Below are 22,765 nucleotides of genomic sequence, written 5' to 3' on the forward strand. Positions count from 1 at the left end.
TCGAATCAGTAGGCCATGGCCCGGTCGACCGCCTCGAGCACACGGTCGGCGTCGGGCAGGTGGAGCTTCTCGAGCTTCGCGGGCGGGAACGGGATGTCGAAGCCGGAGACGCGGAGCACCGGCGACTTCAGCGAGTAGAACGCGCGCTCGGTGACGGTGGCGGCGATCTCGGAGCCGAGCGACACGAATCCGGATGCCTCCTGCGCCACGACGAGCCGGCCGGTCCTCGTGACCGACTCGACGATCGGGCCGTAGTCGACGGGGCTGAGCGATCGGAGGTCGATGACCTCGGCGCTGATGCCCTCCTCCTGCGCGACCTCGGCGGCCTGCATGAGCACGCTCACCATGGCGCCGTGGGCGACGAGGGTGACGTCGGTGCCCTGACGCACGACCCGGCTGGCGTGCAGCGGCGTGGTGCTGCCGCCGAAGTCGACGGCGCCCTTGGGCCAGTAGCGGCTCTTGGGCTCGAAGAACATCACGGGGTCGTCGCTGCGGATCGCCTCCTGGATCATCCAGTAGGCGTCGTGCGGCGTCGACGGGCTGACCAGGCGCAGGCCGGCGGTGTGCGCGAAGTACGCCTCCGGGCTCTCCTGGTGGTGCTCGACGGCCCCGATGTGGCCGCCGTAGGGCACGCGGATGACGATGGGCAGCGAGAACGCGCCCTGCGCCCGGTTGGTGAGCTTGGCCAGCTGGGTGGTGATCTGGTCGAAGGCGGGGAAGATGAACCCGTCGAACTGGATCTCGCAGACCGGACGATAGCCGCGCATGGCGAGTCCGATCGCGGTGCCGACGATGCCCGACTCGGCGAGCGGGGTGTCGAACACGCGCTTCGCACCGAACTCGGTCTGCAGACCCTCGGTCACACGGAAGACGCCGCCGAGCGTGCCGATGTCCTCTCCCATGAGGAGGACCTTCGGGTCGTCGGCGAGCGCCTGGCGGAGGCCGGCGTTGAGCGCCTTCACCATGGGCAGCTCCTCCACCGCGGCGCGCGTCGGCGCGGCGGGGGCGGTCACCTGGTCGTGGATGGTCACTGCACTCCTTCTGCGTACGAGGCCTCGTAGCGCTCCAGCCAGAGCTTCTGCTCCGTCATGACCGGATGCGGTTCCGCATACACGTGGTCGAACATGGTCGCGGGGTCGGGCGACCCTGCGGTGAGGATGCGGCGGCGCATGCGGTCGCCGAACTCCTCGGCCTCGGCGACGACGTCGGCGAAGAACGTGTCGCCCTCGCCGAGCAGGCGCAGGTGCTTCTCGAAGCGCACGATCGGGTCGCGGGCGACCCAGTACGCGTACTCCTCGGGGTCGCGGTACTTGGTGGGGTCGTCGGAGGACGTGTGCGCCCCGAGCCGGTACGTGAGCGCCTCGATGAACCGGGGGCCGCGCGCCTCGCGGGCGTCGTCGAGGAACGTGCGGGTGACGGCGTAGCTCGCCAGCGGGTCGTTGCCGTCGATCCGCACCCCGGGGATGCCGAACCCGGTCGGGCGCTGCGCGAGCGGGACGGGGGACTGCACCCGCACGGGCACCGAGATGGCCCACTGATTGTTCTGCACGAAGAAGACGGTGGGCGCCGCGGAGCTCGCGGCGAAGACGAGCGCCTCGCTCACGTCGCCCTGGGAGGTGGCGCCGTCGCCGAAGTAGCAGAGCACGGCGGCGTCGCGATCGAGGTCGCCGGTGCCGACCACCCCGTCGAGCTGCAGGCCCTGCGCGTAGCCGACGGCGTGCAGCGAGTGCGCGCCGATGACCAGCGTGTAGCCGTGAACGTTCCCGTTCGCGGGGTCGGTCGGGTCCCATCCGCCGTGCGTCTCGCCGCGCAGCAGGCGGAGGATCTCGTAGAGGTCGACGCCGCGCACCATCGCGACGACGTGCTCGCGGTACGCCGGAAAGATGTGGTCCTGCGCGCGGGCGGCCATCGCCGAGCCCACCTGCGCGGCCTCCTGGCCGTGCGAGGGGATCCACAGGGCGAGCTGGCCCTGACGCTGCAGGTTCGACGCCTCGGCGTCGAAGTGCCGGGCGAGCTGCATGGTGCGGTACATCGCCCGCAGATTGTCGTCGGTCAGCTCGGCGAGCCGATCCGCGAACTCCTCTGCGGCGTCGGTGGGTCGCAGCTCACCCTCGAGGGAGAGGAACTGGACGGTCGGCGTCGTGTCGGACAACGGCGGTACCTCCTGACAACGTCGGATCTACCGTACCGGCAGGTGCAGACCCTTCCCTTGGAGAGTCTGCACAATCTCTTCGGCCGCAGCCAGGACGTGCTCCACAGCCTCGTCCTCGCCGATGGTCACCCTGACCCCGTCGGGCGAGTAGGCGCGGACGATGACACCGTGCTCCGAGAACACCTCCGCCGCGCGCTCGCTGTGCTCGCCGGTGGCCAGCCAGACGAAGTTGCCGTGCGGCTTCGGCACGTCCCAGCCCTGCTCGACGAGTGCCGCCCACACGCGGTCTCGACGAGCGGCGATGTGGGCGACACGCTCATGCAGCTCGTCGACCCGGTCGAGGGAGGCGACAGCGGCCTGCTGGGCCGCATCCGTGACGCTGAGCGGGATGATCGTGGTGCGTGCCGCGGCGAGGATCGAGGCCGGGCCGACGCCGTAGCCGATGCGGAGGCCGGCCAGTCCGTAGGCCTTCGAGAACGTGCGCAGCACGACGAGGTTCGGATGGCGCAGCGCCAGCGTGCGGCCGTTCACGGCAGCGACGTCGGTGACGAACTCGGCGTACGCCTCGTCGAGGATGACGAGCACGTCGTCGGGCACCTTCGCGAGGAACGCGTCGAACTCCGCCTGCGTGACGACGGTGCCGGTCGGGTTGTTCGGGCTGCAGACGATGACGAGGCGGGTTCGGTCGGTGATCGCCGCCGCCATCGCGTCGAGGTCGTGGCGCTCGTCGGGGGTGTTGGGCACCCTGATCGCCGTGGCGCCGGGCAGCACCGCCATCCACGGGTAGGCCTCGAAGGAACGCCAGGAGAAGACGATCTCGTCTCCGGGGCCGGCGGCCGCGAGGGTGAACTGCACGAGGAGGGCCACCGAGCCGGCGCCGATGATGACCTCGTCCTCCGCGACACCCCAGGTGGCGGCGACGCGGGCGGTCAGCTCGGGGGCGGCGGCGTTCGGGTAGCGGTGCAGCGACCGGGTCGCGCGATCGACCGCCTCGAGCACCCCCGGCAGCGGATCGAACGGGTTCTCATTGGACGAGAGCTTGTACCCGCCCGCTGCCGCCTTGCCCTGCTTGTAGGCCGGAAGGGCGAGTATCTCGGGGCGCAGCTTCACCATCCCGTCATCCTACGACCGGCCCGGGGCCGCGTCTCCGGCAGCGCCCTGCCCGGCGCGCGCGCCCGCACCCTGGTCCGGGGGCGCCACCTCTGGGATAGTGAGGCCATGCGCAGATTCCTCGTGTCGCTCGTGGCCAACGCGATCGCCCTCTGGCTGACGACACTGATCGTGAGCGGCGGCATCCATCTCGACGCCTATGACACCGGCGTCCTCCCGTCGATCCTCACCCTGCTGCTCGTCGCCCTGATCTTCGGCGTCGTCAACGGCATCCTCGGCTCGATCATCCGGGTCGTCGCCTTCCCGCTCTACATCCTCACGCTCGGCCTCCTCGCACTCGTGGTGAACGGCCTCCTGCTCATGCTCGTGAGCTGGCTGTCGACGACCATCTTCGGCTTCGGCCTCGTGGTCGACGGATTCTGGTGGGCCGTGCTCGGCGCACTCGTGATGGCGATCCTCTCCGCCATCATCGGCGCGATCCTGCGGCCGCTCGCGCGGAGCCGACGCGACCGCTGACCCGCGTCACCCGACCGCTGGACCGCCTCCGGCGGCGACCGACCCTGCCCCCGCCGGGCGGGATGGGAGAATGAGGCCCATGGCCGATCCGTTCCGCATCTGCATGGTGTGCACCGGGAACATCTGCCGCTCCCCGATCGCCGAGGTGGTCCTCCGCCGCATGGCCGAGGATGCCGGGCTGGGCGACGCGATCAGCGTCACCTCCGCGGGCACCGGCGAGTGGCACGTGGGCGAGCAGGCCGATCCTCGCACGCTCGTGGCCCTCGAGAACGCCGGCTACGACGGCCGCACCCATCGAGCGCGCCAGTTCGACCCGAGCTGGTTCGACGACCTCGACCTCGTCGTCGCCCTCGACCGCAGCCACGAGCGCATCCTGCGCTCCTGGGCCCGATCCGACGACGACCGCTCGAAGATCCGCCTGCTGCTCTCGTTCGACCCGGAGGCGCGTGGCTCGTCCGACGTCGCCGACCCGTACTACGGCGACGCGGCCATGTTCGACGCGGTGCTCGCCGAGATCGAACGCGCCGACCGAGCCCTGTTCCACCAGATCGCGCCCGCCATGCGAGCGACGCACCACGACGAAAGGCCGACGGTCAGCCCCTCATGACCCTCCCCCCTCAGCCCATCAGCCCGCTCGACGGCCGCTACCGCCCCGCCGTCCAGGCCCTCGGCGACCACCTCTCCGAGGCGGGCCTCAACCGCGCCCGCGTGCTCGTCGAGATCGACTGGCTGATCTACCTCACCGATCACTCCATGTTCGGCACCACCCCGCTCACGCCCGAGCAGCAGCGATCGCTGCGCGGCCTGGTCGACGGCTTCGACCAGTCGTCGATCGACGAGCTCGCCACGCTCGAGGCGACCACGCGCCACGACGTGAAGGCCGTCGAGTACTTCATCCGGAAGCGGCTCGACGAGCTCGGCCTCACCTCGATCGCCGAGCTCACACACTTCGCCTGCACGAGCGAGGACATCAACAACCTCTCCTATGCGCTCACGATCCGCTCGGCCGTCACCTCGGTGTGGCTGCCGGCCTTCGACGCCGTGATCGCCGAGCTCATCCGCCAGGCCGAGCTCTACCGCGACGCACCCATGCTCGCCCACACGCACGGCCAGCCTGCGACCCCGACCACCATGGGCAAGGAGCTCGCGGTGTTCGTGCACCGCCTCCAGCGCGTGCGGGCGCAGGTCGTGGCGACGGAGTACCTCGGAAAGTTCAGCGGTGCCACGGCGACGTTCGCCGCGCACCTCGCCGCCGATCCCGATGCGGACTGGCAGGCGATCTCGAACGAGTTCGTCACCTCGCTCGGGCTCACCTGGAACCCGCTGACGACGCAGATCGAGTCGCACGACTGGCAGGCGGAGCTGTACGCGCGCATCAGCCACGCCAACCGCATCCTGCACAACCTCTGCACCGACGTGTGGACGTACATCTCGATGGGCTACTTCACGCAGATCCCGGTCGAGGGCGCGACGGGCTCGTCGACGATGCCCCACAAGGTGAACCCCATCCGCTTCGAGAACGCGGAGGCCAACCTCGAGCTCTCGAGCGCGCTGCTCGACTCGCTCGCCGCGACCCTCGTGACCTCGCGCCTGCAGCGCGACCTCACCGACTCCTCCGCGCAGCGCAACATCGGCGTCGCGCTCGGGCACTCCGTGCTGGCGCTCGACAACATCCGCGGGGGGCTCGGGCAGATCTCTCTCAACGCCACGGCCCTCGAGGCTGATCTCGACACCAATTGGGAGGTGCTCGGCGAGGCCATCCAGACGGTGGTGCGCGCCGAGGTCACGGAGGGCCGCTCCTCCATCGCGGATCCCTACGCGCTGCTCAAGGAGCTGACGCGCGGCCGCCGGGTGGGCGCCACCGAGATGGCGGAGTTCATCCGCGGGCTCGACATCGGCGACGCCGCCAAGGAGCGGCTGCTCGCCCTCACCCCCGCGCGCTACGTGGGGCTCGCCTCACGGCTCGTCGACCATCTCGCCGACTGACCGAACCCTGATCCGTCACTTTCGGCTAGTGCGAGCGCTCTGCACTGACCGAAGGTGACGGATCAGCGTGGGGCGAGCGGGCTCAGTGCCCGGTGGGGCGCTGGGCGTCGTCGTCGTCGATCTCGTGCTTCTCGGACTCGTTCGGCTTGAAGGTCAGCGCGAACATCGCGATCACGACGAGCGTGACGATGAACGCGACCCCCGCGAAGATGCCCGCGAGCGCGATCTCGCGCGTCGACATCAACACCACGAGGCCCACGAAGGCGGCCATCACGGCGGAGAGGACCAGCAGTTCGACCGGCCGCAGCCGGTCGCGTCTCGAGGGAGCGTTCACGATGTCTTCCGGGTTCGGGTGGTGGAGATCTGGTGGCCGCCCCAGCGCAGCGAGAAGCCCGCGATCACGAGGAAGAGCCCGATGATGATCGCGTAAGCGCCGACGATCCCGACGGCGAGCACCGGGTCACCCGGCGGCAGCAGCAGCGTCACGATCGCGAGCACGACCGTCGCGCCGCCCACGACCATCCAGTCTCTGTGGCCCGGATGCTTCGATCGGAGCCCCGTGTAGAGCTCGAGGAACCCGGCGATCGCGGCGTTCATGCCCACGACGAAGACGAACGCCTCGAGACCGGCTCCGCCGCCGACGCCGGCGAAGACGAGGGCGAGCGCGCCCAGCACGACGCCGACCACCGACTGGATGAGGAACAGCAGTCGTGCAGACCGGTCGCGCGGCTCGGTGAGCGTCCGCAGGGTGAGCACGCCGACGATCACGCCGACGATGAGGGAGAGCAGCCCGTAGCTGATGAGGCCCATGACGGGGGAGTGGTCGGAGGTGAAGGTGATGACCAGTCCCGTGACGAGATAGGGGATCGCTCGAGCCAGTGGCACGCCCCAGTAGGGCGATCTCCCGGCGGCGCTCGTCGCGTCGTTCACTACGGCATCCTTCTTCGTTCCGACCGTTCGAGTGTAGTCGGCGCTCCCTGGACGCCCGCCCGGCCCGCGGCACCGGGCGGCACGTGAGGTCTAGCATGGCTCCCATGGCCGACAGCGCGCGAGACGCGACCGCACTCGCGACGACGCACGGCATCCCCGAGCCCACCACCATCGGTTCTCAGCTCCGCGAGATCCTCACCTTGGCCCACGCCTTCGAGCGCAGGCTGGGCGCACGGCTGTCGGTGAACCCGACCGACCTCGCCGCGATGGAGCACCTCATCGAGGAGGGCCCGCTCACCCCGAGCGACCTGGCGACGCGGCTCGGCATCTCCACCGCCGCGTCGACCCTCGTCGTCGACAGGCTCGTCTCGCTCGGCCACGTCTCGCGCAGCCCGCATCCGCACGATCGTCGCAAGATCGTCGTCGTGCCGTCCGCCGAGTCGGTCGCTCGGGCGATGGGCGAGCTCGTGCCCGTGATCTCGAGCGTGAACGACGTGGTCGCGTCGCTCGATCCGGAGGAGCGGGAGACGGTCGAGCGGTTCCTCGACCGCGTCTCGGACGTCTACCGCTCGGCGGTCGACGCGCCCTGACGCCTCCGGGCGGAGGCGATCGCGAGTGCTCCGCCGAGGAGCCCCGCGAGGCCGATCGCACCGAGTCCGACCAGCTCGAAGGAGTCGGCGCCGGTGTTCGGCAGCGCGCCACCGGCCGCATCCCCACCTGCGGCGGCCGCCACGACGCTGAACGCACCCGTGTAGACCCGGCCGCTGTCGAGGCCCCTGAGTTCGACGGCGTAGTTGCCCCGGCCGTCGTACGGGGCGGTCACCTCGACGAGGAGCGCACCGCTCGGTGAGGCCTGGCCGGTCGTGCTCGCGGTCTCGACGGCGGGCGCCTCGACGACGCTGGCGGTGATCAGGAGCCCGAGCGCGGCTTGCGTGGCGGCGTAGCCGTTGACGGCGACCCGCACCGGTTCCTGCGGGAGGAAGGAGTTCGACGAGGCGCTGATCGTGACGACGCCGCCCGGTGAGACGCTCGCCGGGCTGATCGAGACGCGGCCGTCGGGCACGTACGCCGACGCTGAGGAGACGGAGACGGCGGCCGTCACGACGACCGCCGCGCCCGCGAGAACGGATGCGAAGAACCTACCCATGATGACCCCCGACGAGTGATGAGTTTTCCTCGCACTCTACCGAGTGATCCTCAGCTCTGTCAACGCATGGGCCTCATCCGCGGTACGGCTCGAAGAACAAGGTGAGCTCCGTCACGTACGACGCGGGCACCTCGAACGCGGCGAAGTGGCCGCCGCGCTCGGGTCTCGTCACACGGACGACCGTCGCCATCCGCTCGAGCCACTCATCGGGCGGAGAGGAGATGTCGCCGGGGTAGAGCGTGAAGCCCGACGGCACCTCCACGCGCCGCACGAGCTGCTCCGCCGGGATCGCGGCGTTCGCGTGGTACATGCGCAGAGAAGTCGGGATGCTGCCGGTGTGCCAGTAGATCGAGACCGCCGTGAGCAGCTCATCTCGCGAGTACACGTCCTCGAATGCACCGCCGGGGCCGAGGTCGCTCCACGCGTGGAGCTTCTCGAGGATCCACGCGGCGACGCCGGAGGGAGAATCGGCGAGGGCCACGGCCGCGGTGTCGGGCTTCGTGCGCTGCATCGCCGCGTACGCGCCCTCGGTGGCGCTCCACTCGGCGACCCGGGCGACCCAGGCCCGCTCGGGCTCGGACAGGGTGGACGGATCGAGTGTGGCCGGCGGGAGGCCCGCATCCGTCCTGTGCACCGCCATCACGCGATCAGGGTGATCGAGCGCGAGATACCTGGCCACGTGGCTGCCGATGTCGCCCCCGGCGACGAGGAACCGGTCGTAGCCCAGCGTGGACATGAGCTCGGCCCACAGCGCGGCGACCCCGCGTGAGTCGAGCACGCGGTCGCGGGGCGCCGCCGAGTAGCCGAAGCCCGGCATGTCGGGCACGATCACGTCGTAGCCCGCCTCGGTCAACGGGCCGATCACCTTCGTGTAGCGCCAGAAGGAGTCGGGCCAGCCGTGGCAGAGCAGCAGCGGGGTGCCATGCCGTCCATCGCCGTTCCCCGCGCTCAGCGCGTGCACCACGTGGATGCGCAGGCCGCCCACCTCGACCAGGTGCCTCGGCAGGCGGTTGAGCGCGTCCTCCTGCACCCGCCAATCGAAGCCGTCGGCCCAGTACGCGCAGAGGTCGCGCAGCCACCCGACGTCGATCCCGTACGTCCACCCGGATCCGTCGATCACGTCGGGCCACCGCGTCCACCGCAGCCGCGCCCGCAGCTCCTCGAGCTCGTCGTCGCCCACCTGTGGCGCGAACTCCACCGCCTTCGTCATGCCCTCACGCTACGCCCGGGCTGCGTTCGGTCGCAGGGCTGCGTCGCGGGCTGCCTGGGCTGGTACTCTGCCGGCACACCGTGAGTGAGGACGAGGAGGTGGTACCCGTGAAGCAGACGACAAGGGTGCTCCTCTCAGGGGTCACGGTCGGGCGATAGGTCGTCCGGGAGCGCCGTACATCCAGCGCTCCCGAAGGGCACGACCATGACCATCCAGATCCTCTCCGAACGCCGCGTCGACGGCGATCTCCTCGAACGCTCCGTCCTCGTGGGCGATGTCCCCGGCATCCTGTGGATGCCTTCCCTCGACCCTGCGGGATCCGCTCCGCTGATCCTGCTCGGGCATCCGGGCGGCCTCGATGCTCAGCACCCTCGGCTGCTCGCGCGCGCTCGGCGCGGTGCGCAGGACGGGTTCGCGAGCGCTGCCCTCGAACTGCCCGGGAGCGGCGCCCGGCCGCGGCTGCCGGCGCTCGAGGAGGCGCGGGCGGAGCTGCGCGCGTCGATCCACGCGGGCGAGCCGGTCGCCGACGCCACCGTCGACCGGCTCGTCCTCCCGCTCGTCGACGCGGCCGTGCCGGAGTGCATCGCCGCCGTCGACTCGTTGTCCGCTGTGCCCGGGCTCGGCGGCCCGGTCGGGTACTCGGGCGGGAACATCTCGCTCGGCGTCCGGCTGGCACTCGCCGACCAGCGGATCGCGGCGGCCGTGCTCTTCGCCGGCAGCCGCATCCCGCGCGCCATCGTCGAGGAGGCCCCGGCGGTCCACATCCCACTCCACGTGCTGCTGCAGTGGGACGACATCGACAACCCGCGCCAGGCCGCGCTCGATCTGTTCGACGCATTCGGGTCGCCCGAGAAGTCGCTCGCCGCGAACATGGGCGGTCACACGGGCGTCCCGCCGCATGCGGGCGACGAGGCTGCAAGGTTCTTCGCGCGCCACCTGGGCGGCGCCCTCCGCGCGGCCTGAGGCTCGAGTGCACCCAGGAACTGCGGATGCGCGGCGCGTGCATCCGCTCTTTCCGGGTGCACTCGGGCGTCTCCTCGGGCATCGGCTCGCGCCTCAGCGCGGGCCCGGGCCGCCCGGGTGCCGACGCGCGGCGATCATGCGCGGCGCGATCACGAGCAGCGAGACCGTGCCGATGATCGCCCGCAGCAGCGCGAACAGCAGCACCCACCACCCGACACCGTTCCCGTCGAGCAGCAGCCAGACCCCGATGATCACGAGTCCCGCGTCGGCCACGTAGGGCACGCGCAGCCAGAACAGCAGCCTCCGCGTCGCGACGTCCTGCTCGTCGCTCACCGAGGGCTCCGGCTCGTCGATCACACCCCCACGGTACGCTCGCAACACATCTGGCGTGAGACGAGGAGGGACGGCATGGGATTCTTCGACTTCGAGGTGCCGGGAGTGCCCGGCTACCGACCGCGCGAGGAGTTCGCCCGACACGAGGACTTCGTCCGTGCGAATCAGGGTCGCCCGGGGGTCGTGGCCGACGGCGTGACGCTGGTGGACCTCTACGACCGCATCGCGGCCCTCGAGGCCCGCGTCCGCGAGCTGGAGGAGCGTTCACGCCTACCGTAGAACGAGAACGGACTCAGATCGCGGGCATGTCGGCGAAGCGGGAGAAGTGGCCGTGGAAGCCGACCGTGATGGTGTCGGTGGGGCCGTTGCGGTGCTTCGCGACGATGAAGTCGGCCTCGCCGGCGCGAGGGTTGTCCTTGTCGTAGGCGCCCTCACGGTGCAGGAGGATGACCATGTCGGCGTCCTGCTCCAGTGAACCGGACTCGCGGAGGTCGCTGATCGCGGGCTTCTTGTCGGCGCGCTGCTCGGGGCCACGGTTGAGCTGCGAGAGGGCGATGACCGGCACCTGGAGCTCCTTCGCCATGAGCTTGAGGGCTCGGGAGAACTCGCTGACCTCCTGCTGGCGGCTCTCGACGCGCTTTCCCGAGGTCATCAGCTGGAGGTAGTCGATGACGACGAGCTTGAGGCCCACCTTCTGCTTGAGGCGCCGGCACTTGGCGCGGATCTCGACCAGCGACATGTTGGGGCTGTCGTCGATGTAGAGCGGGGCGTCGTTGATGCGGCCGCGCGTGGAGGCGATCGTGGTCCAGTCGCGGGAGTCGACCTTGCCCTTGCGCATGCTCTGCAGCGGCACCGACGCCTCGGCCGAGAGCAGACGCATCGCGATCTCGCTGCGGCCCATCTCGAGCGAGAAGAAGATGGCGGGCATGTCGTTCTTGATCGCCGCGGCGCGGGCGAAGTCGAGGGCGAGCGTCGACTTTCCGAGCGCGGGTCGGGCGGCGACGATGATCATCTGCCCGGGGTGGAAGCCGTTCGTGAGGTTGTCGAGGTCGGCGAAGCCCGTGGGCACGCCGGTCATCTGGCCGTCCTTGCCGGCGGCGGCCTCGATCTCGTCCATCGCGGCGGTGACGGCGTTGGAGAGCGGGACGTAGTCCTCGGTCTCGACGCCACCGTTGACGTTGTAGATCTCGGCCTGCGCGTTGTTGACGAGGTCGATGACCTCGCCCTCGCTGGCGTAGCCCATCTGCACGATGCGGGTGCCGGCCTCGACCAGGCGCCGCAGCACCGCCTTCTCGGCGACGATCGAGGCGTAGAAGCCGGCGTTGGCCGCGGTGGGCACCAGGCTCGTGAGCGTGTGGAGGTACTCGGCGCCGCCCGCACGGGTGAGCTCACCGGTCTTGGTCAGCTCGTCGGTGACCGCGATCACGTCGGTGGGCTCGCCGTGCGAGTACAGGTTGAGCACGGCCTCGAAGATGACCTCGTGCTTCGGGATGTAGAAGTCGACCGAGCGGACCGTCTCGACGACGTCGGCCACCGCATCCTTGCTGAGCAGCATGCCTCCCAGCGCGCTCTGCTCGGCGAGGAGGTCGTGCGGGGGGACGCGGTCGGTCGCGGGACCACGGGAATCGTTGCCCTGACGGGACTCGAGACCGAGGTGAGCGATCGACACGGGCACTCCTTCTGAGGTCGCATGACCGGTGTTCTGACAAGTCGGATTATCGCGCCCACGACCGACATCCGACGGGTTCCCCCGGGGCGCGCCTCACCTTACGGAAGGACTTCCAGGGGCTTCAACACGACCTGTGGACAGAACTGTGGAGTGGATGGGCAAAACGCCGCGCGGGTTGTGCACAAGCTGTGGGAACGACTGTGGAAAGATCACCCATTGGCTGAACGATAACGCTCCTGATCAGGTGATTCGACTCTCCGCAGCCTGTGAAATCCATAAAGCTTCGACTGGTAGTAGAGACTTCCATGAAGGGTCTTCACCTGTGGATGGATCTGGGGAAAGCAAAGGGTGGCAAGAGCCCATTCGGCTCTTGCCACCCGGCAGCGGATGCTGCTACTTTGCTGCGACCACCTGGAGGGCGATCGAGGCGGTGAGGTCGTCGCGAAGACGGACCGTGGCCTCGTGAGAGCCGACAGACTTGATCGCGGTGGGGATCTCGATCTTGCGGCGGTCGAGCTCGCCGATGCCGGCCGCCGACACCGCGTCTGCGATGTCGGAGGTCTTCACCGAGCCGAACAGACGACCCTCCTTGCCGGCCTTGACGGTCAGCTTGACGGTGGTGTCCTCGAGCTTGGCCTTGAGCGCCTGCGCCTCTTCGAGGGTGGCGAGCTCACGAGCGGCACGGGCCGACTTGATCTGCTCGACCTGCTTCTCGCCACCGCGGCTCCACGCCACGGCGAAGCCCTGAGGGATGAGGTAGTTGCGGGCGTAGCCGTTCTTGACGTTGACGACGTCGCCGGCGGAGCCGAGCCCGGTCACCTCGTGGGTGAGGATGAGTTTCGACATGGGTGCGCTCCTTAGTTGCGGCCAGAGCCTGCGTAGGGCAGGAGCGCCATCTCGCGCGCGTTCTTGACGGCGCGGGCGATGAGGCGCTGCTCCTGCACGGAGACACCGGTGATGCGGCGGGCACGGATCTTGCCGCGCTCGGAGATGAACTTGCGAAGGGTGGCGACGTCCTTGTAGTCGATGACGCCGACACGGATCGACTTCGCGGGCGCTGCGTTCTTCGCACCCTTGCCGCGGAGCGGCTTGCGGCGGTCGCCGCTTGACTTTCCAGCCATGAGAAGTGTCCTGTTCTGAGGAAGAAGTGTTTAGAAGGGGGTGTCGTCGGCGTAACCGCCGCCGCCACCGCTGCCCGGGTTGCTCCAGGGGTCGCTCGACGAGGTCGCGGGCGCGGATGCGGCCCACGGCTCACTCGACTGGCTGACCTGACCGCGGCCACCACCGCCACCGCCGCCACCCGACGTGCGGGTGACCTGAGCGGTCGCATAGCGCAGCGAGGGGCCGATCTCGTCGACCTCGAGCTCGATCGAGGTGCGCTTCTCGCCCTCTTTCGTCTCGTAGGAGCGCTGGCGCAGGCGGCCGGTCGCGATGACGCGGCTTCCCTTGGTCAGCGACCCGGCGACGTGCTCGGCGAACTCGCGCCACACGCTGGCCCGGAGGAAGAGCGCCTCTCCGTCCTTCCAGTCGTTGGACTGGCGGTCGAAGGTGCGCGGCGTCGACGCGATGGTGAAGTTCGCGACAGCGAGCCCGTTCTGCGTGTAACGCAGCTCGGGGTCGGCCGTGAGGTTTCCCACCACGGTGATGACGGTCTCACCTGCCATGACGGGCTACTTGCTCGCCGCCGCCGCACGGGGAGCCGACTTCGGGCCGGCCGCCTTGCGGGCGGCCTTCTCGTCAGCCAGCTTCTGGGCCGCCGCGACCTGGGCGAAGCCCTCTTCGGCACGGAGCACCTTGGTGCGCATGACGGCCTCGGAGAGGTTCAGCTGACGGTCGAGCTCCTTGGTCGCCTCCGACGTCGCGGTGAGGTTCACCACGGCGTAGATGCCCTCGGACTTTTTGTTGATCTCATACGAGAGACGGCGACGACCCCAGATGTCGACGTTGTCCACGGTGCCACCATCGTTGCGGATGACGTTGAGGAACTTGTCGAGGCTCGGGGCCACGGTGCGCTCATCGATCTCGGGGTCGAGGATCACCATGAGTTCGTACTGATGCGTCACAAACCCACCTCCTTCGGACTAGAACGGTCACAGACGGTCTGTGACAGGAGGGTGTATCTGCATCTGCCTGCGTCCGCGTGACGATCGCCACTGGGCGCAGGACAACCTGAACACTCTAGCAGAGCAGTGGATGCGCGGCCAGAAGCGGCCAGAGCCGGCCGGCATCCGCCCGTACTCTGGAGGGGTGAGCATCCGCGTCGCCCTGGTCTCGATGCACACCTCACCCCTCGACGTGCCGGGGGAGGGGGATGCCGGGGGCATGAACGTGTACCTCGCCGGCCTCGCGGAGGCGCTCACCGCCCGCGGCGCCGACGTCGAGCTGCTCACGCGGCGTTCGTCGCCCGAGCAGCCCTCCGGCGACCTCCACACGACTCCGGGCGGCGCGCTCGTTCGGCACCTCCCGGCGGGCCCGGCGGCGCCGGTGCCGAAGGCGGGGCTCGCCGCCCTCACCGCGGAGTTCGGCTCCGCGCTCGCCGAGCTGCCCCGCTTCGACCTCCTCCACTCGCACTACTGGCTGAGCGCCGCCGCCGCGCTGCCCGTCGCGGAGGCCCAGGGCGTCCCGCACGTCACGAGCCTCCACACCGTCGCGACCGTCAAGAACGCGCTCCTCGCGCCCGGCGATCGCCCCGAGCCGCAGACCCGCATCGACGCCGAGCGCGATGCGGTGCGCCGATCCGCCTTCACGATCGCAGCGAGCCGCTTCGAGGCCGAGGCGATCGTGCGCGACTACGGTGCATCCGAATCGTGCGTCGACGTCGTCGGGCCGGGCGTCGACACGCACCTCTTCCATCCGCTCGACCCCGCCCCGCCCGCCGGACCGCTGCTCCTCCTCGCCCGACTGCAGCCCCTCAAGGGTGCCGACCTCGCGATCGAGGCCCTCGCCCGCATCCCCGCCACCGCGCGGCCCCGTCTTGTGATCGCGGGCGGCGTGAGCCCGGGCCACGAGGAGTACGGCCGGATGCTGCGCGCCCGCATCGCCGCGCTCGGCCTAGGTCCTTGGGTCGAGCTGCTCCCGGCTCGCCGTCGCGCCGATGCGGCGGAGCTCCTGCGGCGGTCGGCCGCTCTCCTCGTCCCCTCCTTCTCGGAGACCTACGGCATCGTCGCGCTCGAGGCGGCCGCCAGCGGTGTGCCCGTCATCGCTTCAGGCGCCGGCGGACTCTCCGAATCGGTCGTCGACGGCGTCACCGGCCTCCTAGTGCCGGAGCGCGACCCCGCCGCGTGGGCCGCCGCCATGCTGCGGATGACGCGCGACGACCTGGAGCGCATCCCGCTGCGCCGAGGTGCGCTCGCCCACGCGGCCGCCCACACCTGGGAGCGGGCCGCTGACCGGATGCTCGACGACTACGAGCGCGTCGTCTCGCTGCGGACGGCGTGCGCATGACCGATCTCCTCGCCGCGTTCGGCGACCGCGTCCTGCTGGCACACGCGCATCCGGACGACGAGACCATCTCCACGGGCGGCACCATCGCCGCCCTTCTCACGCGGGGCGCCGACGTGCTCGTCGTCACGGGGACACGGGGTGAGCGCGGCGAGGTGGTGCCCGGCCCGCTGCACGAGCTCGAGGGTACTTCCGCGCTCCCCGCCCACCGCGAGCGCGAGCTCGCCGCCGCCCTCTCCGCCCTCGGCGGGCCGGGCCACGCCTGGCTGGGGGAGGAGCGGAGACGCCGCTACGTCGACTCGGGGATGGCCTGGGGCCCCGACGGCTTCGCGGTGGCGGCCGACGACGCCCCCACCGAGGCCCTGAGCCTCGCCGCGCTCGACGAGGTCGTCGGCGACCTGAGCATCCTCGCGACCGCGTTCCGACCCACCTCGATCGTGAGCTACGACGTGCGGGGCGGATACGGCCACCCCGACCACGTACGGATGCGCGAGGCCGCCGGTATGGTCGCCGAGCACCTCGGTCTGCCGCTGTTCGAGATCGTGGAGCCGAGGGTCGACGACGGCCCCGGTGAGGCCGCCCTCGACCTGATCGCCCTCGGCTCGCTCCCCGCGAAGCGTGCCGCGATGGCCGCCCACGCCACGCAGCTCACCCTCGACGGCGACGACTTCGTGCTCAGCGGCGGCCAGCGGCACCCCGTCGCCCGCGTCGAGCGGTACCGCCGCGCTGGGTAAGCTCGTTGCGTTTGTGCACCGAGCCGTGTGCGCAACGAGTCGGAGGATGAGGTCGGATGAGCGTCAAGGTCGCCATCGCTGGTGTCGGGAACTGCGCGAACGCGCTGGTGCAGGGTGTGACCTACTACCGGGACGCTCCCGATGACGAGGCCGTGCCCGGCCTCATGCACGTGCGCTTCGGCCCGCACCACGTGGGCGACCTCGAGTTCGTCGCGGCGTTCGACGTCGACGCCGCGAAGGTGGGGGTCGACCTCGCCGAGGCCATCTGGGCGAGCGAGAACAACACGCTGAAGTTCGCCGACGTCGCCGAGACCGGTGTTCTCGTGCAGCGCGGACCCACCCTCGACGGCCTGGGGGAGTACTACGTCGACATGATCGACGAGTCCGACGCCGAACCGGTCGACGTCGCGGCGGCGCTCCGCGCCTCCGGAGCGGACGTGCTCGTCAGCTACCTCCCCGTCGGCTCGGAGGAGGCGACCCGCTTCTACGCGCAGGCGGCCCTGGATGCGGGTGTCGCGTTCGTCAACGCCATCCCGGCCTTCATCGCCAGCGACCCCGAGTGGGCGGCGAAGTTCGCCGAGGCGGGTCTGCCGATCGTGGGCGACGACATCAAGAGCCAGGTGGGCGCCACCATCACCCACCGCGTGCTGGCCAGACTGCTGGAGAGCCGCGGCATCCGGATCGACCACACGTACCAGCTCAACGTCGGCGGCAACATGGACTTCAAGAACATGCTCGAGCGACGTCGTCTGTCGAGCAAGAAGATCTCGAAGACGCAGGCGGTGACGAGCAACATCGACATCGACCTGCCCGCGCACGACGTGCACATCGGGCCGAGCGATCACGTGCCGTGGCTCGACGACCGCAAGTTCGCGTTCGTCCGCCTCGAGGGCCACGGCTTCGGCGGCGCCCCGATGAGCCTCGAGTACAAGCTCGAGGTGTGGGACTCGCCCAACTCCGCAGGCGTCATCATCGACGCGGTGCGCGCGGCGAAGATCGCGAAGGATGCGGGCCTCGGCGGCCCGCTCGAGGCGGCGAGCGCCTACTTCATGAAGAGCCCCGCCCGCCAGATGCCCGACGACGACGCGCGCGCCGCCCTGGAGGAGTTCATCGCCGCCTACGGCTCCTGACCCCCGTTTCGCCATGCTCGTGGCGTTTCGCCACGCGCATGCGTATGGCGAAGCGCCAAAAAGGTGGCGAACGCGGCAGGCACCGCCGCGGGCGTGACCGCGCCTCAGGCGCGGGCGGCCCACCAGGCGCGGAGGCGCTCCTCCGCGACCTCGGGCGAGAGCGGGCCCTCGTCGAGGCGCACCTCGAGCAGGTGCGCGTACGCCTGACCCACCTCGCGGCCGGGGCCGATCCCGAGGATGCGCATGATGTCGTTGCCGTCGAGGTCGGGCCGGACCGCGGCCAGCTCCTCCTCCTCGGCGAGCACCCGGATGCGCTCCTCCAGGTCGTCGTACGCGAACTGCAGCCGGTCGGCCTTGCGCCGGTTGCGGGTGGTGACGTCGGCGCGGGTGAGGATGTGCAGACGCTCGAGCTGGTCACCTGCGTCGCGCACGTACCGGCGCACTGCGGAGTCGGTCCACGCACCATCGGTGTACCCGAAGAAGCGGAGATGCAGCTCGATGAGCCGCGACACCGCCGCGATCGTGTCGTTGTCGAAGCGCAGCGCGCGCAGGCGCTTGCGCGCCATCTTCGCGCCGATCACGTCGTGGTGGTGGAAGCTGACCTGACCGCCCGGCTCGTTGCGCTTGGTGGCCGGCTTGCCGATGTCGTGCAGCAGCGCCGCGAGGCGCAGCACCAGGTCGGGCGGCGATCCGGGATGACGGCTCCGCTCGAGGTCGATCGCCTGGTCGAGCACGGTGAGGCTGTGCTGATAGACGTCCTTGTGGTGGTGGTGCTCGTCGATCTGCAGCTGCAGAGCGGGGATCTCGGGGATGATCAGGTCGGCCAGCCCGCTCTCGACCAGCAGCTCCACACCGCGGCGGGGCGCATCAGTCTTGAGCAGCTTCGACAGCTCGTCGTTGACCCGCTCGATCGACACGATGCCGATGGTGTCGCGGAGCTCGGTGATGGCGACGGCGGTGTCGACGTCGACCCTGAACCCGAGCTGCGCGCTGAACCGGATGGCGCGGAGCATCCGCAGCGGGTCGTCGCCGAACGACCGCTCGGGAGCACCGGGGGTGCGGAGGACCCCGGCGATCAGGTCGTCCATGCCGCCGGAGGGATCGACGAGCTTGAGCTCGGGCAGCCGCAGGGCCATCGCGTTGACGGTGAAGTCGCGGCGGGTCAGGTCGTCGTCGAGCGTGTCGCCGAACTCGACCTCGGGCTTGCGGGTCTGGCCGTCGTAGACGTCGCTGCGGTAGGTGGTGATCTCGACCGTCTCACCGTCGATGCGAGCGGCGATCGTGCCGAAGGCCCGCCCGACGTCCCACTGCACCTGCGAGAGGGGCGTCACGATGCGCAGGATGTCGTCGGGTCGCGCATCCGTGGTGAAGTCGAGGTCGGTGATCGGCCGGCCGAGGAAGGCGTCGCGCACCGGACCGCCGACGAGGGCCAGCTCGTAGCCGGCCTCGGCGAAGGCGACGGCGAGTGTCGCGACCGGCCCTTCGGAGGCCAGTCGCGAGAGGAACTCGAGCGACTGCTGGACCGACTGCACCGGGACAGTGTAGCCGCGACGGCCTGTCCCGCTCTCGCCTCCACGGCCTCTCAGCAGCGGCGTCCTACACTTGTCACGGATGCGCGGCGAGCGCCGGTGTCCCAGCCCACCCATGCACGAAGCGCGCCGATCCCCTCGAGTCGCGCCCGCGATCGCAGCTGCAGCCCTCGTCGCCGGCGCGGTCTTCGCGACCCCTGGTGTCGCGCTCGCCGACACGACCCCTACCCCTGTCCCGAGCGCGACGGCGTCACCCACGCCGCTGAACGACGGCACGGTGTCGATCCAGGTGTCCCCGTCGGCCAACGGCGTCGTCACTCCCGGAACCCCTTACACGGTCCAGGTGCAGGTGACGAACGGGACCACGTCCCCCCTGCCGTCCGGTGCGGTGGAGGTCGAGCTCGATCGCGACCGCCTCGCCGACGACGCCGCCCTGACCGCGTGGCTGAACCCGTCCGACGGCACCGCCGAGACCACCGTGCCCATCGGATCCGCACCGATGCCGGCCGTGCCCTCGGGATCGACCCACTCCGTCACGATGACGATCGATCCGACCGCGTTCGGCCTCACCGACTGGGGTGCGTACGGCGTCGCGGCCGAGGTATCGGTCTCCGGCGAGGTCGAGGCGTCGAGCCGCACCGCCGTGGTGTGGAACCAGGGCGCGGCACCCGCCGCCGACCCCGTCACCCTCGTCGCGCCGATCACCGTGCCCGCCGTCACGACCGGGCTCATCAGCAGCGACGACCTGAAGACGTACACCGCGAGCGACGGCGTGCTCACCGCTCTGCTCGACGCGTACGCCGATCGCCCGGTCGCCCTGGCCATCGACCCGCGCATCATCGCCTCCATCCGGGCCCTCGGCACGAAGGCGCCCGACTCGGCGGTCGCGTGGCTCAAGCGCCTGTCGGACGCATCGAACGACACGTTCGCGTTGCAGTACGGCGACGCCGACCTGTCCGCTCAGGCGCAGGCGGGGCTGTCCGCGCCCCTGACGCCCACCTCGTTCGCCTGGGCGCTCGATCCGGACGACTTCGCCTCCGGCAGCGTCCCCACGACGGAGCAGCTGCTGGCGTGGGACTACACGACCACCGGTGTGGCATGGCCGCGCGACGGCACCGTCGTCTCCACCGACCTCGGCGTCTACCAGGCGGCCGGGCTCGGCACGCCCCTCATCGGGTCCAGTCAGCTCACCGACTCCACCGGCGGCGAGTACGCCGGCTCCACCGCCCTGGTCGGCGAGACCCCGGTTCTCGTCTCCGACCGTGCGGCCTCGGTCGCCGCCCGGGGCGCGGTGGGCGACTCCGACGACGTCACCCGCGGCCAGTCGCTCGCCGACCTCTCGGCCGCGCTCGCAGTCGACGCCCAGCGCTCCGCCACCACGGGCGACCGCGGCACCCTCATCGTGCTCGATCGAGACAGCACCCGGCCGACCGCGACCGACCGTCTCTTCTCCGCGCTCGAGACCGCGCCGTGGGCGGGGACATCCGACTTCAGCGACCTCGCCGACTCGGTCTCCCGTGCCTCCGCGTCGGCGACCCTCGTCGACGCCGCCGAGTCGCCGGAGCGGATCCAGCAGGTGCAGGCCGTGCTCGCGACCCTCCCGCCCCTCGACACGTTCTCCAGCATCCTCGAAGACCCCCAGCTGATCCAGGGCCGGGCCCGTGCCGTCGCCCTCAGCACCCTCGCCAACGCGTGGGCCGATCAGCCCGACGCCTTCGCCGAGGCCGCGTCCGGCGTCGTCGGCGCCTCGACCAAGACACTCCAGTCGGTGCAGATCGTCGACGGGTCCAGCATCACGATGGTGAGCAACCAGTCGGAGCTGCCGATCACCCTGGCCAACGACCTGCCCTACCCCGTGAACGTGGTGCTCCACGCCGTCCCCTCGAACGGACGCCTCGTGGTCGGCCAGACCGACACCGCCGTGACGCTCGAGGCGAGCTCGCGCAAGAGCGTCAAGATCCCCCTGCAGGCCCAGGTCGCGAACGGTCAGGTGCTGCTGCGCCTCGACCTCCTCGCTCCCGATGGCACCGTGCTGTCGTCGCCCCCGGCGCGGCAGGTCACGGTGAGTGCCGACTGGGAGACCGTGGGCACGGCAGTCGCGGGAGGCCTGGTCGTGGTGCTCTTCGGCATCGGGATCTCGCGCGAGGTCATCAAGCGGCGCCGACGTCGTGCGCTGGCCTCCTCCGAGGGGCAGGGCGCCGAGTGAGCCCGTCGAGCATCGGGCGCTCGAGCGTGCTGCTCGCGTCGGGCACCTTCGTCTCACGCATCATGGGCTTCGTCCGCTCGATAGTGCTCGCGGCGACCATCGGCGCGGTGGGCAGCGCCAGTGCGGATGCGTTCGCGGTCGCGAACCAGCTGCCCAACAACATCTACGCGATCATCGCCGGCGGCACGCTGTCGGCGATCCTCGTGCCGCAGATCGTGCGGGCGATGACCCACACCGACGGCGGCAGCGCCTACATCAACAAGCTTCTGACGATCGCGATCGCGATCCTCGGGGTGACGACGCTCGCGGCCACGGTGTTGGCCCCGGTGCTGGTCTTCATCTCGGCGGCGAGCTGGTCGAGCGATCAACGGGCGCTCGCGATCTTCTTCGCCTACTGGTGCCTGCCCCAGATCTTCTTCTACGGGCTCTACACGGTGCTGGGGGAGGTTCTCAACGCCAAGAGCGCGTTCGGCCCGTTCACCTGGGCGCCCGTGCTCAACAACGTCGTGTCGATCGCCGGCCTCATCGCCTTCATGCTCATCTTCGGCGCCGACTCCGAGGGGGTCAGGTCGGTCTCCGACTGGTCGCCGGGCATGATCACCCTGCTGGGCGGGTCGACCACGCTCGCGGTGGCCGCGCAGGCGCTCATCCTGTTCGTGTCGTGGCGTCGTGTCGGCATCCGCTTCCGCCCCGACTTCCGGTGGCGCGGTGTGGGCCTCGGCGCCGCGGGCAGGCTCGCCGGATGGACCTTCGGGATGCTGCTCGTGACACAGGCGGCGGGTCTGGTCGAGACGAACATCGCGGCGCTCGCCTCGGGCGACGGCTCGTCGGTCGCCTCCGTGCAGTACGCCTGGCTCATCTTCATGCTGCCGCACTCGCTCGTCACGGTGTCGCTGGTCACCGCCTACTTCACGCGGATGAGCGCCCATGCCTCCGCAGGCGACGTCACCGCCCTCCGCACCGACGTGTCGGCGACCATCCGCACCACCTCGGCGTTCATGGTGCTGAGCGCGATGGTCCTCGCCGTCGTGGCCTACCCCTTCACCAGCCTCTTCAACTCGACCTACGCCAATACCGTCAGCATGGGCAACGTGCTGATCGCGTTCCTCGTCGGGCTGCTGCCGTTCAGCGTGCTCTTCGTGCTGCAGCGGGTGTACTACTCACTCAGCGACACCAAGACGCCGTTCTTCCTGCAGGTGCTCCAGGCCGTCCTGTTCACCGGGCTCGCGCTGCTCTGCTCACTGCTCCCGGTCGAGTGGATCGCCGTGGGGCTCGCCCTCTCCCTCTCGTTCGCCACCGGTGTCCAGACCGTAGTCGCCGCCATCCTCATCCGCCGCAAGCTCGGTGGGCACGGTGGACGGGGCATCGCGGTGAGCCTCGGGCGCTTCGTCATCGGCGCGATCCCCGCGGGTGTGATCGGCGTGGGCGTCCTGCTCGGGCTGCAGCTGGCCTTCGGACTCGACTTCACGACCTCCGGATTCGTCACCCCCATCCTCACGATGGTCATCGTCGGAGCGGTGATGCTCGCGGTGTACGTCGGCACCCTCCTCGCCCTCCGCTCGCCGGAGGTGCACGAGGCCCGCAGGCTCGTCATGTCGCGCGTCCGCCGGGGCCGCCCCGACGCCTCCTGAAGGCGCGCCGAGCGTCCGCCATCGGCGGAATAGCGCGAGATTAGGATGTGTTCTACTGCACGAGGACCGCGTACCCGC

General features: G+C 70.2%; 25 protein-coding genes. 11 read left to right on the top strand and 14 right to left on the bottom strand.

Annotated elements, in window-relative coordinates:
• Positions 1 to 5 precede the first annotated feature (5 nt).
• From ACFJGV_RS11995 to ACFJGV_RS12005, 3 genes are all read right to left on the bottom strand, one after another.
• Positions 6 to 965 (bottom strand): alpha-ketoacid dehydrogenase subunit beta, encoded by a 960-nt coding sequence (locus ACFJGV_RS11995; RefSeq protein WP_378148712.1) that lies wholly within the window; start codon positions 963 to 965, stop codon positions 6 to 8.
• A gap of 62 nt (positions 966 to 1,027) precedes the next feature.
• Complete coding sequence (locus tag ACFJGV_RS12000; RefSeq protein WP_378144175.1) at positions 1,028 to 2,152, bottom strand: thiamine pyrophosphate-dependent dehydrogenase E1 component subunit alpha; 1,125 nt, start codon at positions 2,150 to 2,152, stop codon at positions 1,028 to 1,030.
• A gap of 27 nt (positions 2,153 to 2,179) precedes the next feature.
• Positions 2,180 to 3,265: a histidinol-phosphate transaminase gene (locus ACFJGV_RS12005; protein ID WP_378144177.1), complete on the bottom strand. Its 1,086-nt coding sequence runs from the start codon at positions 3,263 to 3,265 to the stop codon at positions 2,180 to 2,182.
• A 105-nt stretch (positions 3,266 to 3,370) separates the two neighbouring features.
• Here ACFJGV_RS12005 and ACFJGV_RS12010 point away from each other — a divergent pair, with 105 nt between their 5' ends.
• The 3 genes from ACFJGV_RS12010 to purB all read left to right on the top strand — a co-directional run bounded on the left by ACFJGV_RS12010 (position 3,371) and on the right by purB (position 5,764).
• Positions 3,371 to 3,778: a phage holin family protein gene (locus ACFJGV_RS12010; protein WP_378144178.1), complete on the top strand. Its 408-nt coding sequence runs from the start codon at positions 3,371 to 3,373 to the stop codon at positions 3,776 to 3,778.
• A 79-nt stretch (positions 3,779 to 3,857) separates the two neighbouring features.
• Positions 3,858 to 4,385 carry a low molecular weight protein-tyrosine-phosphatase gene (locus tag ACFJGV_RS12015; protein ID WP_378144179.1) on the top strand — a complete coding sequence of 176 codons (528 nt, stop codon included), beginning with the start codon at positions 3,858 to 3,860 and terminating at the stop codon, positions 4,383 to 4,385.
• Positions 4,382 to 5,764 (top strand): adenylosuccinate lyase, encoded by a 1,383-nt coding sequence (purB, locus tag ACFJGV_RS12020; protein ID WP_378144181.1) that lies wholly within the window; start codon positions 4,382 to 4,384, stop codon positions 5,762 to 5,764. The genes ACFJGV_RS12015 and purB overlap by 4 nt, the downstream gene beginning before the upstream one ends.
• Positions 5,765 to 5,846: 82 nt before the next feature.
• Here purB and ACFJGV_RS12025 read toward each other — a convergent pair whose 3' ends face one another.
• Together ACFJGV_RS12025 and ACFJGV_RS12030 are read right to left on the bottom strand one after the other, a co-directional pair.
• Positions 5,847 to 6,098, bottom strand: coding sequence for a hypothetical protein (locus tag ACFJGV_RS12025; protein WP_378144182.1), 252 nt, complete (start codon positions 6,096 to 6,098; stop codon positions 5,847 to 5,849).
• Positions 6,095 to 6,694 carry a hypothetical protein gene (locus ACFJGV_RS12030; RefSeq protein WP_378144183.1) on the bottom strand — a complete coding sequence of 200 codons (600 nt, stop codon included), beginning with the start codon at positions 6,692 to 6,694 and terminating at the stop codon, positions 6,095 to 6,097. Before ACFJGV_RS12030 ends, ACFJGV_RS12025 begins: the two co-directional genes overlap by 4 nt.
• A 104-nt stretch (positions 6,695 to 6,798) precedes the next feature.
• On the opposite strand from ACFJGV_RS12030, the gene ACFJGV_RS12035 reads away from it, so the two are divergent.
• Entirely contained in the window at positions 6,799 to 7,284 is a 486-nt protein-coding gene (locus tag ACFJGV_RS12035; RefSeq protein ID WP_378144184.1) for a MarR family winged helix-turn-helix transcriptional regulator, read from the top strand.
• Here ACFJGV_RS12035 and ACFJGV_RS12040 read toward each other — a convergent pair.
• Complete coding sequence (locus ACFJGV_RS12040) at positions 7,257 to 7,841, bottom strand: LPXTG cell wall anchor domain-containing protein (RefSeq protein WP_378144185.1); 585 nt, start codon at positions 7,839 to 7,841, stop codon at positions 7,257 to 7,259. The two genes, ACFJGV_RS12035 and ACFJGV_RS12040, sit on opposite strands and share 28 nt — an antisense overlap.
• Positions 7,842 to 7,914: 73 nt before the next feature.
• Positions 7,915 to 9,051, bottom strand: coding sequence for an epoxide hydrolase family protein (locus ACFJGV_RS12045; protein WP_378144186.1), 1,137 nt, complete (start codon positions 9,049 to 9,051; stop codon positions 7,915 to 7,917).
• A gap of 204 nt (positions 9,052 to 9,255) precedes the next feature.
• Here ACFJGV_RS12045 and ACFJGV_RS12050 point away from each other — a divergent pair, with 204 nt between their 5' ends.
• Entirely contained in the window at positions 9,256 to 10,014 is a 759-nt protein-coding gene (locus ACFJGV_RS12050; protein ID WP_378144187.1) for an alpha/beta hydrolase, read from the top strand.
• A 93-nt stretch (positions 10,015 to 10,107) separates the two neighbouring features.
• Here ACFJGV_RS12050 and ACFJGV_RS12055 read toward each other — a convergent pair whose 3' ends face one another.
• Positions 10,108 to 10,371: a hypothetical protein gene (locus ACFJGV_RS12055; protein ID WP_378144188.1), complete on the bottom strand. Its 264-nt coding sequence runs from the start codon at positions 10,369 to 10,371 to the stop codon at positions 10,108 to 10,110.
• A gap of 51 nt (positions 10,372 to 10,422) precedes the next feature.
• Between ACFJGV_RS12055 and ACFJGV_RS12060 the strand changes: the two genes are divergently transcribed.
• A complete protein-coding gene (locus ACFJGV_RS12060; protein ID WP_378144189.1) occupies positions 10,423 to 10,626 on the top strand; it encodes a hypothetical protein in 204 nt (67 codons plus the stop codon).
• A gap of 13 nt (positions 10,627 to 10,639) precedes the next feature.
• On the opposite strand, the gene dnaB is transcribed toward ACFJGV_RS12060, so the two are convergent.
• From dnaB to rpsF, 5 genes are all read right to left on the bottom strand, one after another.
• Complete coding sequence (dnaB, locus tag ACFJGV_RS12065; protein WP_085021206.1) at positions 10,640 to 12,016, bottom strand: replicative DNA helicase; 1,377 nt, start codon at positions 12,014 to 12,016, stop codon at positions 10,640 to 10,642.
• Between the two features lie 393 nt (positions 12,017 to 12,409).
• The gene (gene rplI, locus ACFJGV_RS12070) at positions 12,410 to 12,862 is read right to left on the bottom strand and encodes a 50S ribosomal protein L9 (protein WP_378144190.1); all 453 of its coding nucleotides are present in this window, start codon (positions 12,860 to 12,862) and stop codon (positions 12,410 to 12,412) included.
• Positions 12,863 to 12,873: 11 nt separating this feature from the next.
• Positions 12,874 to 13,137, bottom strand: coding sequence for a 30S ribosomal protein S18 (gene rpsR, locus ACFJGV_RS12075; RefSeq protein WP_085021208.1), 264 nt, complete (start codon positions 13,135 to 13,137; stop codon positions 12,874 to 12,876).
• Between the two features lie 30 nt (positions 13,138 to 13,167).
• Positions 13,168 to 13,680: a single-stranded DNA-binding protein gene (locus ACFJGV_RS12080; RefSeq protein ID WP_378144191.1), complete on the bottom strand. Its 513-nt coding sequence runs from the start codon at positions 13,678 to 13,680 to the stop codon at positions 13,168 to 13,170.
• 6 nt (positions 13,681 to 13,686) lie between these two features.
• Entirely contained in the window at positions 13,687 to 14,058 is a 372-nt protein-coding gene (gene rpsF, locus ACFJGV_RS12085; protein ID WP_378148714.1) for a 30S ribosomal protein S6, read from the bottom strand.
• 205 nt (positions 14,059 to 14,263) lie between these two features.
• Here rpsF and ACFJGV_RS12090 point away from each other — a divergent pair, with 205 nt between their 5' ends.
• Genes ACFJGV_RS12090 through ACFJGV_RS12100 form a run of 3 tightly spaced genes read left to right on the top strand, consistent with a single transcriptional unit; the run spans position 14,264 to position 17,321 of the window.
• The gene (locus tag ACFJGV_RS12090; RefSeq protein ID WP_378144192.1) at positions 14,264 to 15,460 is read left to right on the top strand and encodes a glycosyltransferase; all 1,197 of its coding nucleotides are present in this window, start codon (positions 14,264 to 14,266) and stop codon (positions 15,458 to 15,460) included.
• Positions 15,457 to 16,191, top strand: coding sequence for a PIG-L family deacetylase (locus ACFJGV_RS12095; RefSeq protein ID WP_378144194.1), 735 nt, complete (start codon positions 15,457 to 15,459; stop codon positions 16,189 to 16,191). The genes ACFJGV_RS12090 and ACFJGV_RS12095 overlap by 4 nt, the downstream gene beginning before the upstream one ends.
• Positions 16,192 to 16,247: 56 nt before the next feature.
• Positions 16,248 to 17,321, top strand: a complete 1,074-nt coding sequence (locus ACFJGV_RS12100; protein ID WP_378144195.1) for an inositol-3-phosphate synthase — start codon at positions 16,248 to 16,250, stop codon at positions 17,319 to 17,321.
• Between the two features lie 104 nt (positions 17,322 to 17,425).
• Here the strand turns inward: ACFJGV_RS12100 and ACFJGV_RS12105 are convergent, their stop codons facing one another.
• Positions 17,426 to 18,853: a CCA tRNA nucleotidyltransferase gene (locus ACFJGV_RS12105; protein ID WP_378144196.1), complete on the bottom strand. Its 1,428-nt coding sequence runs from the start codon at positions 18,851 to 18,853 to the stop codon at positions 17,426 to 17,428.
• Positions 18,854 to 18,965: 112 nt separating this feature from the next.
• Between ACFJGV_RS12105 and ACFJGV_RS12110 the strand changes: the two genes are divergently transcribed.
• Complete coding sequence (locus ACFJGV_RS12110) at positions 18,966 to 21,056, top strand: DUF6049 family protein (RefSeq protein WP_378144197.1); 2,091 nt, start codon at positions 18,966 to 18,968, stop codon at positions 21,054 to 21,056.
• Complete coding sequence (gene murJ / locus ACFJGV_RS12115; protein WP_378144198.1) at positions 21,053 to 22,687, top strand: murein biosynthesis integral membrane protein MurJ; 1,635 nt, start codon at positions 21,053 to 21,055, stop codon at positions 22,685 to 22,687. Before ACFJGV_RS12110 ends, murJ begins: the two co-directional genes overlap by 4 nt.
• Positions 22,688 to 22,765 lie beyond the last annotated feature (78 nt).

Origin of the sequence: Cnuibacter sp. UC19_7, from assembly GCF_042699995.1 — a bacterium.
GTDB lineage: Bacteria > Actinomycetota > Actinomycetes > Actinomycetales > Microbacteriaceae > Cnuibacter.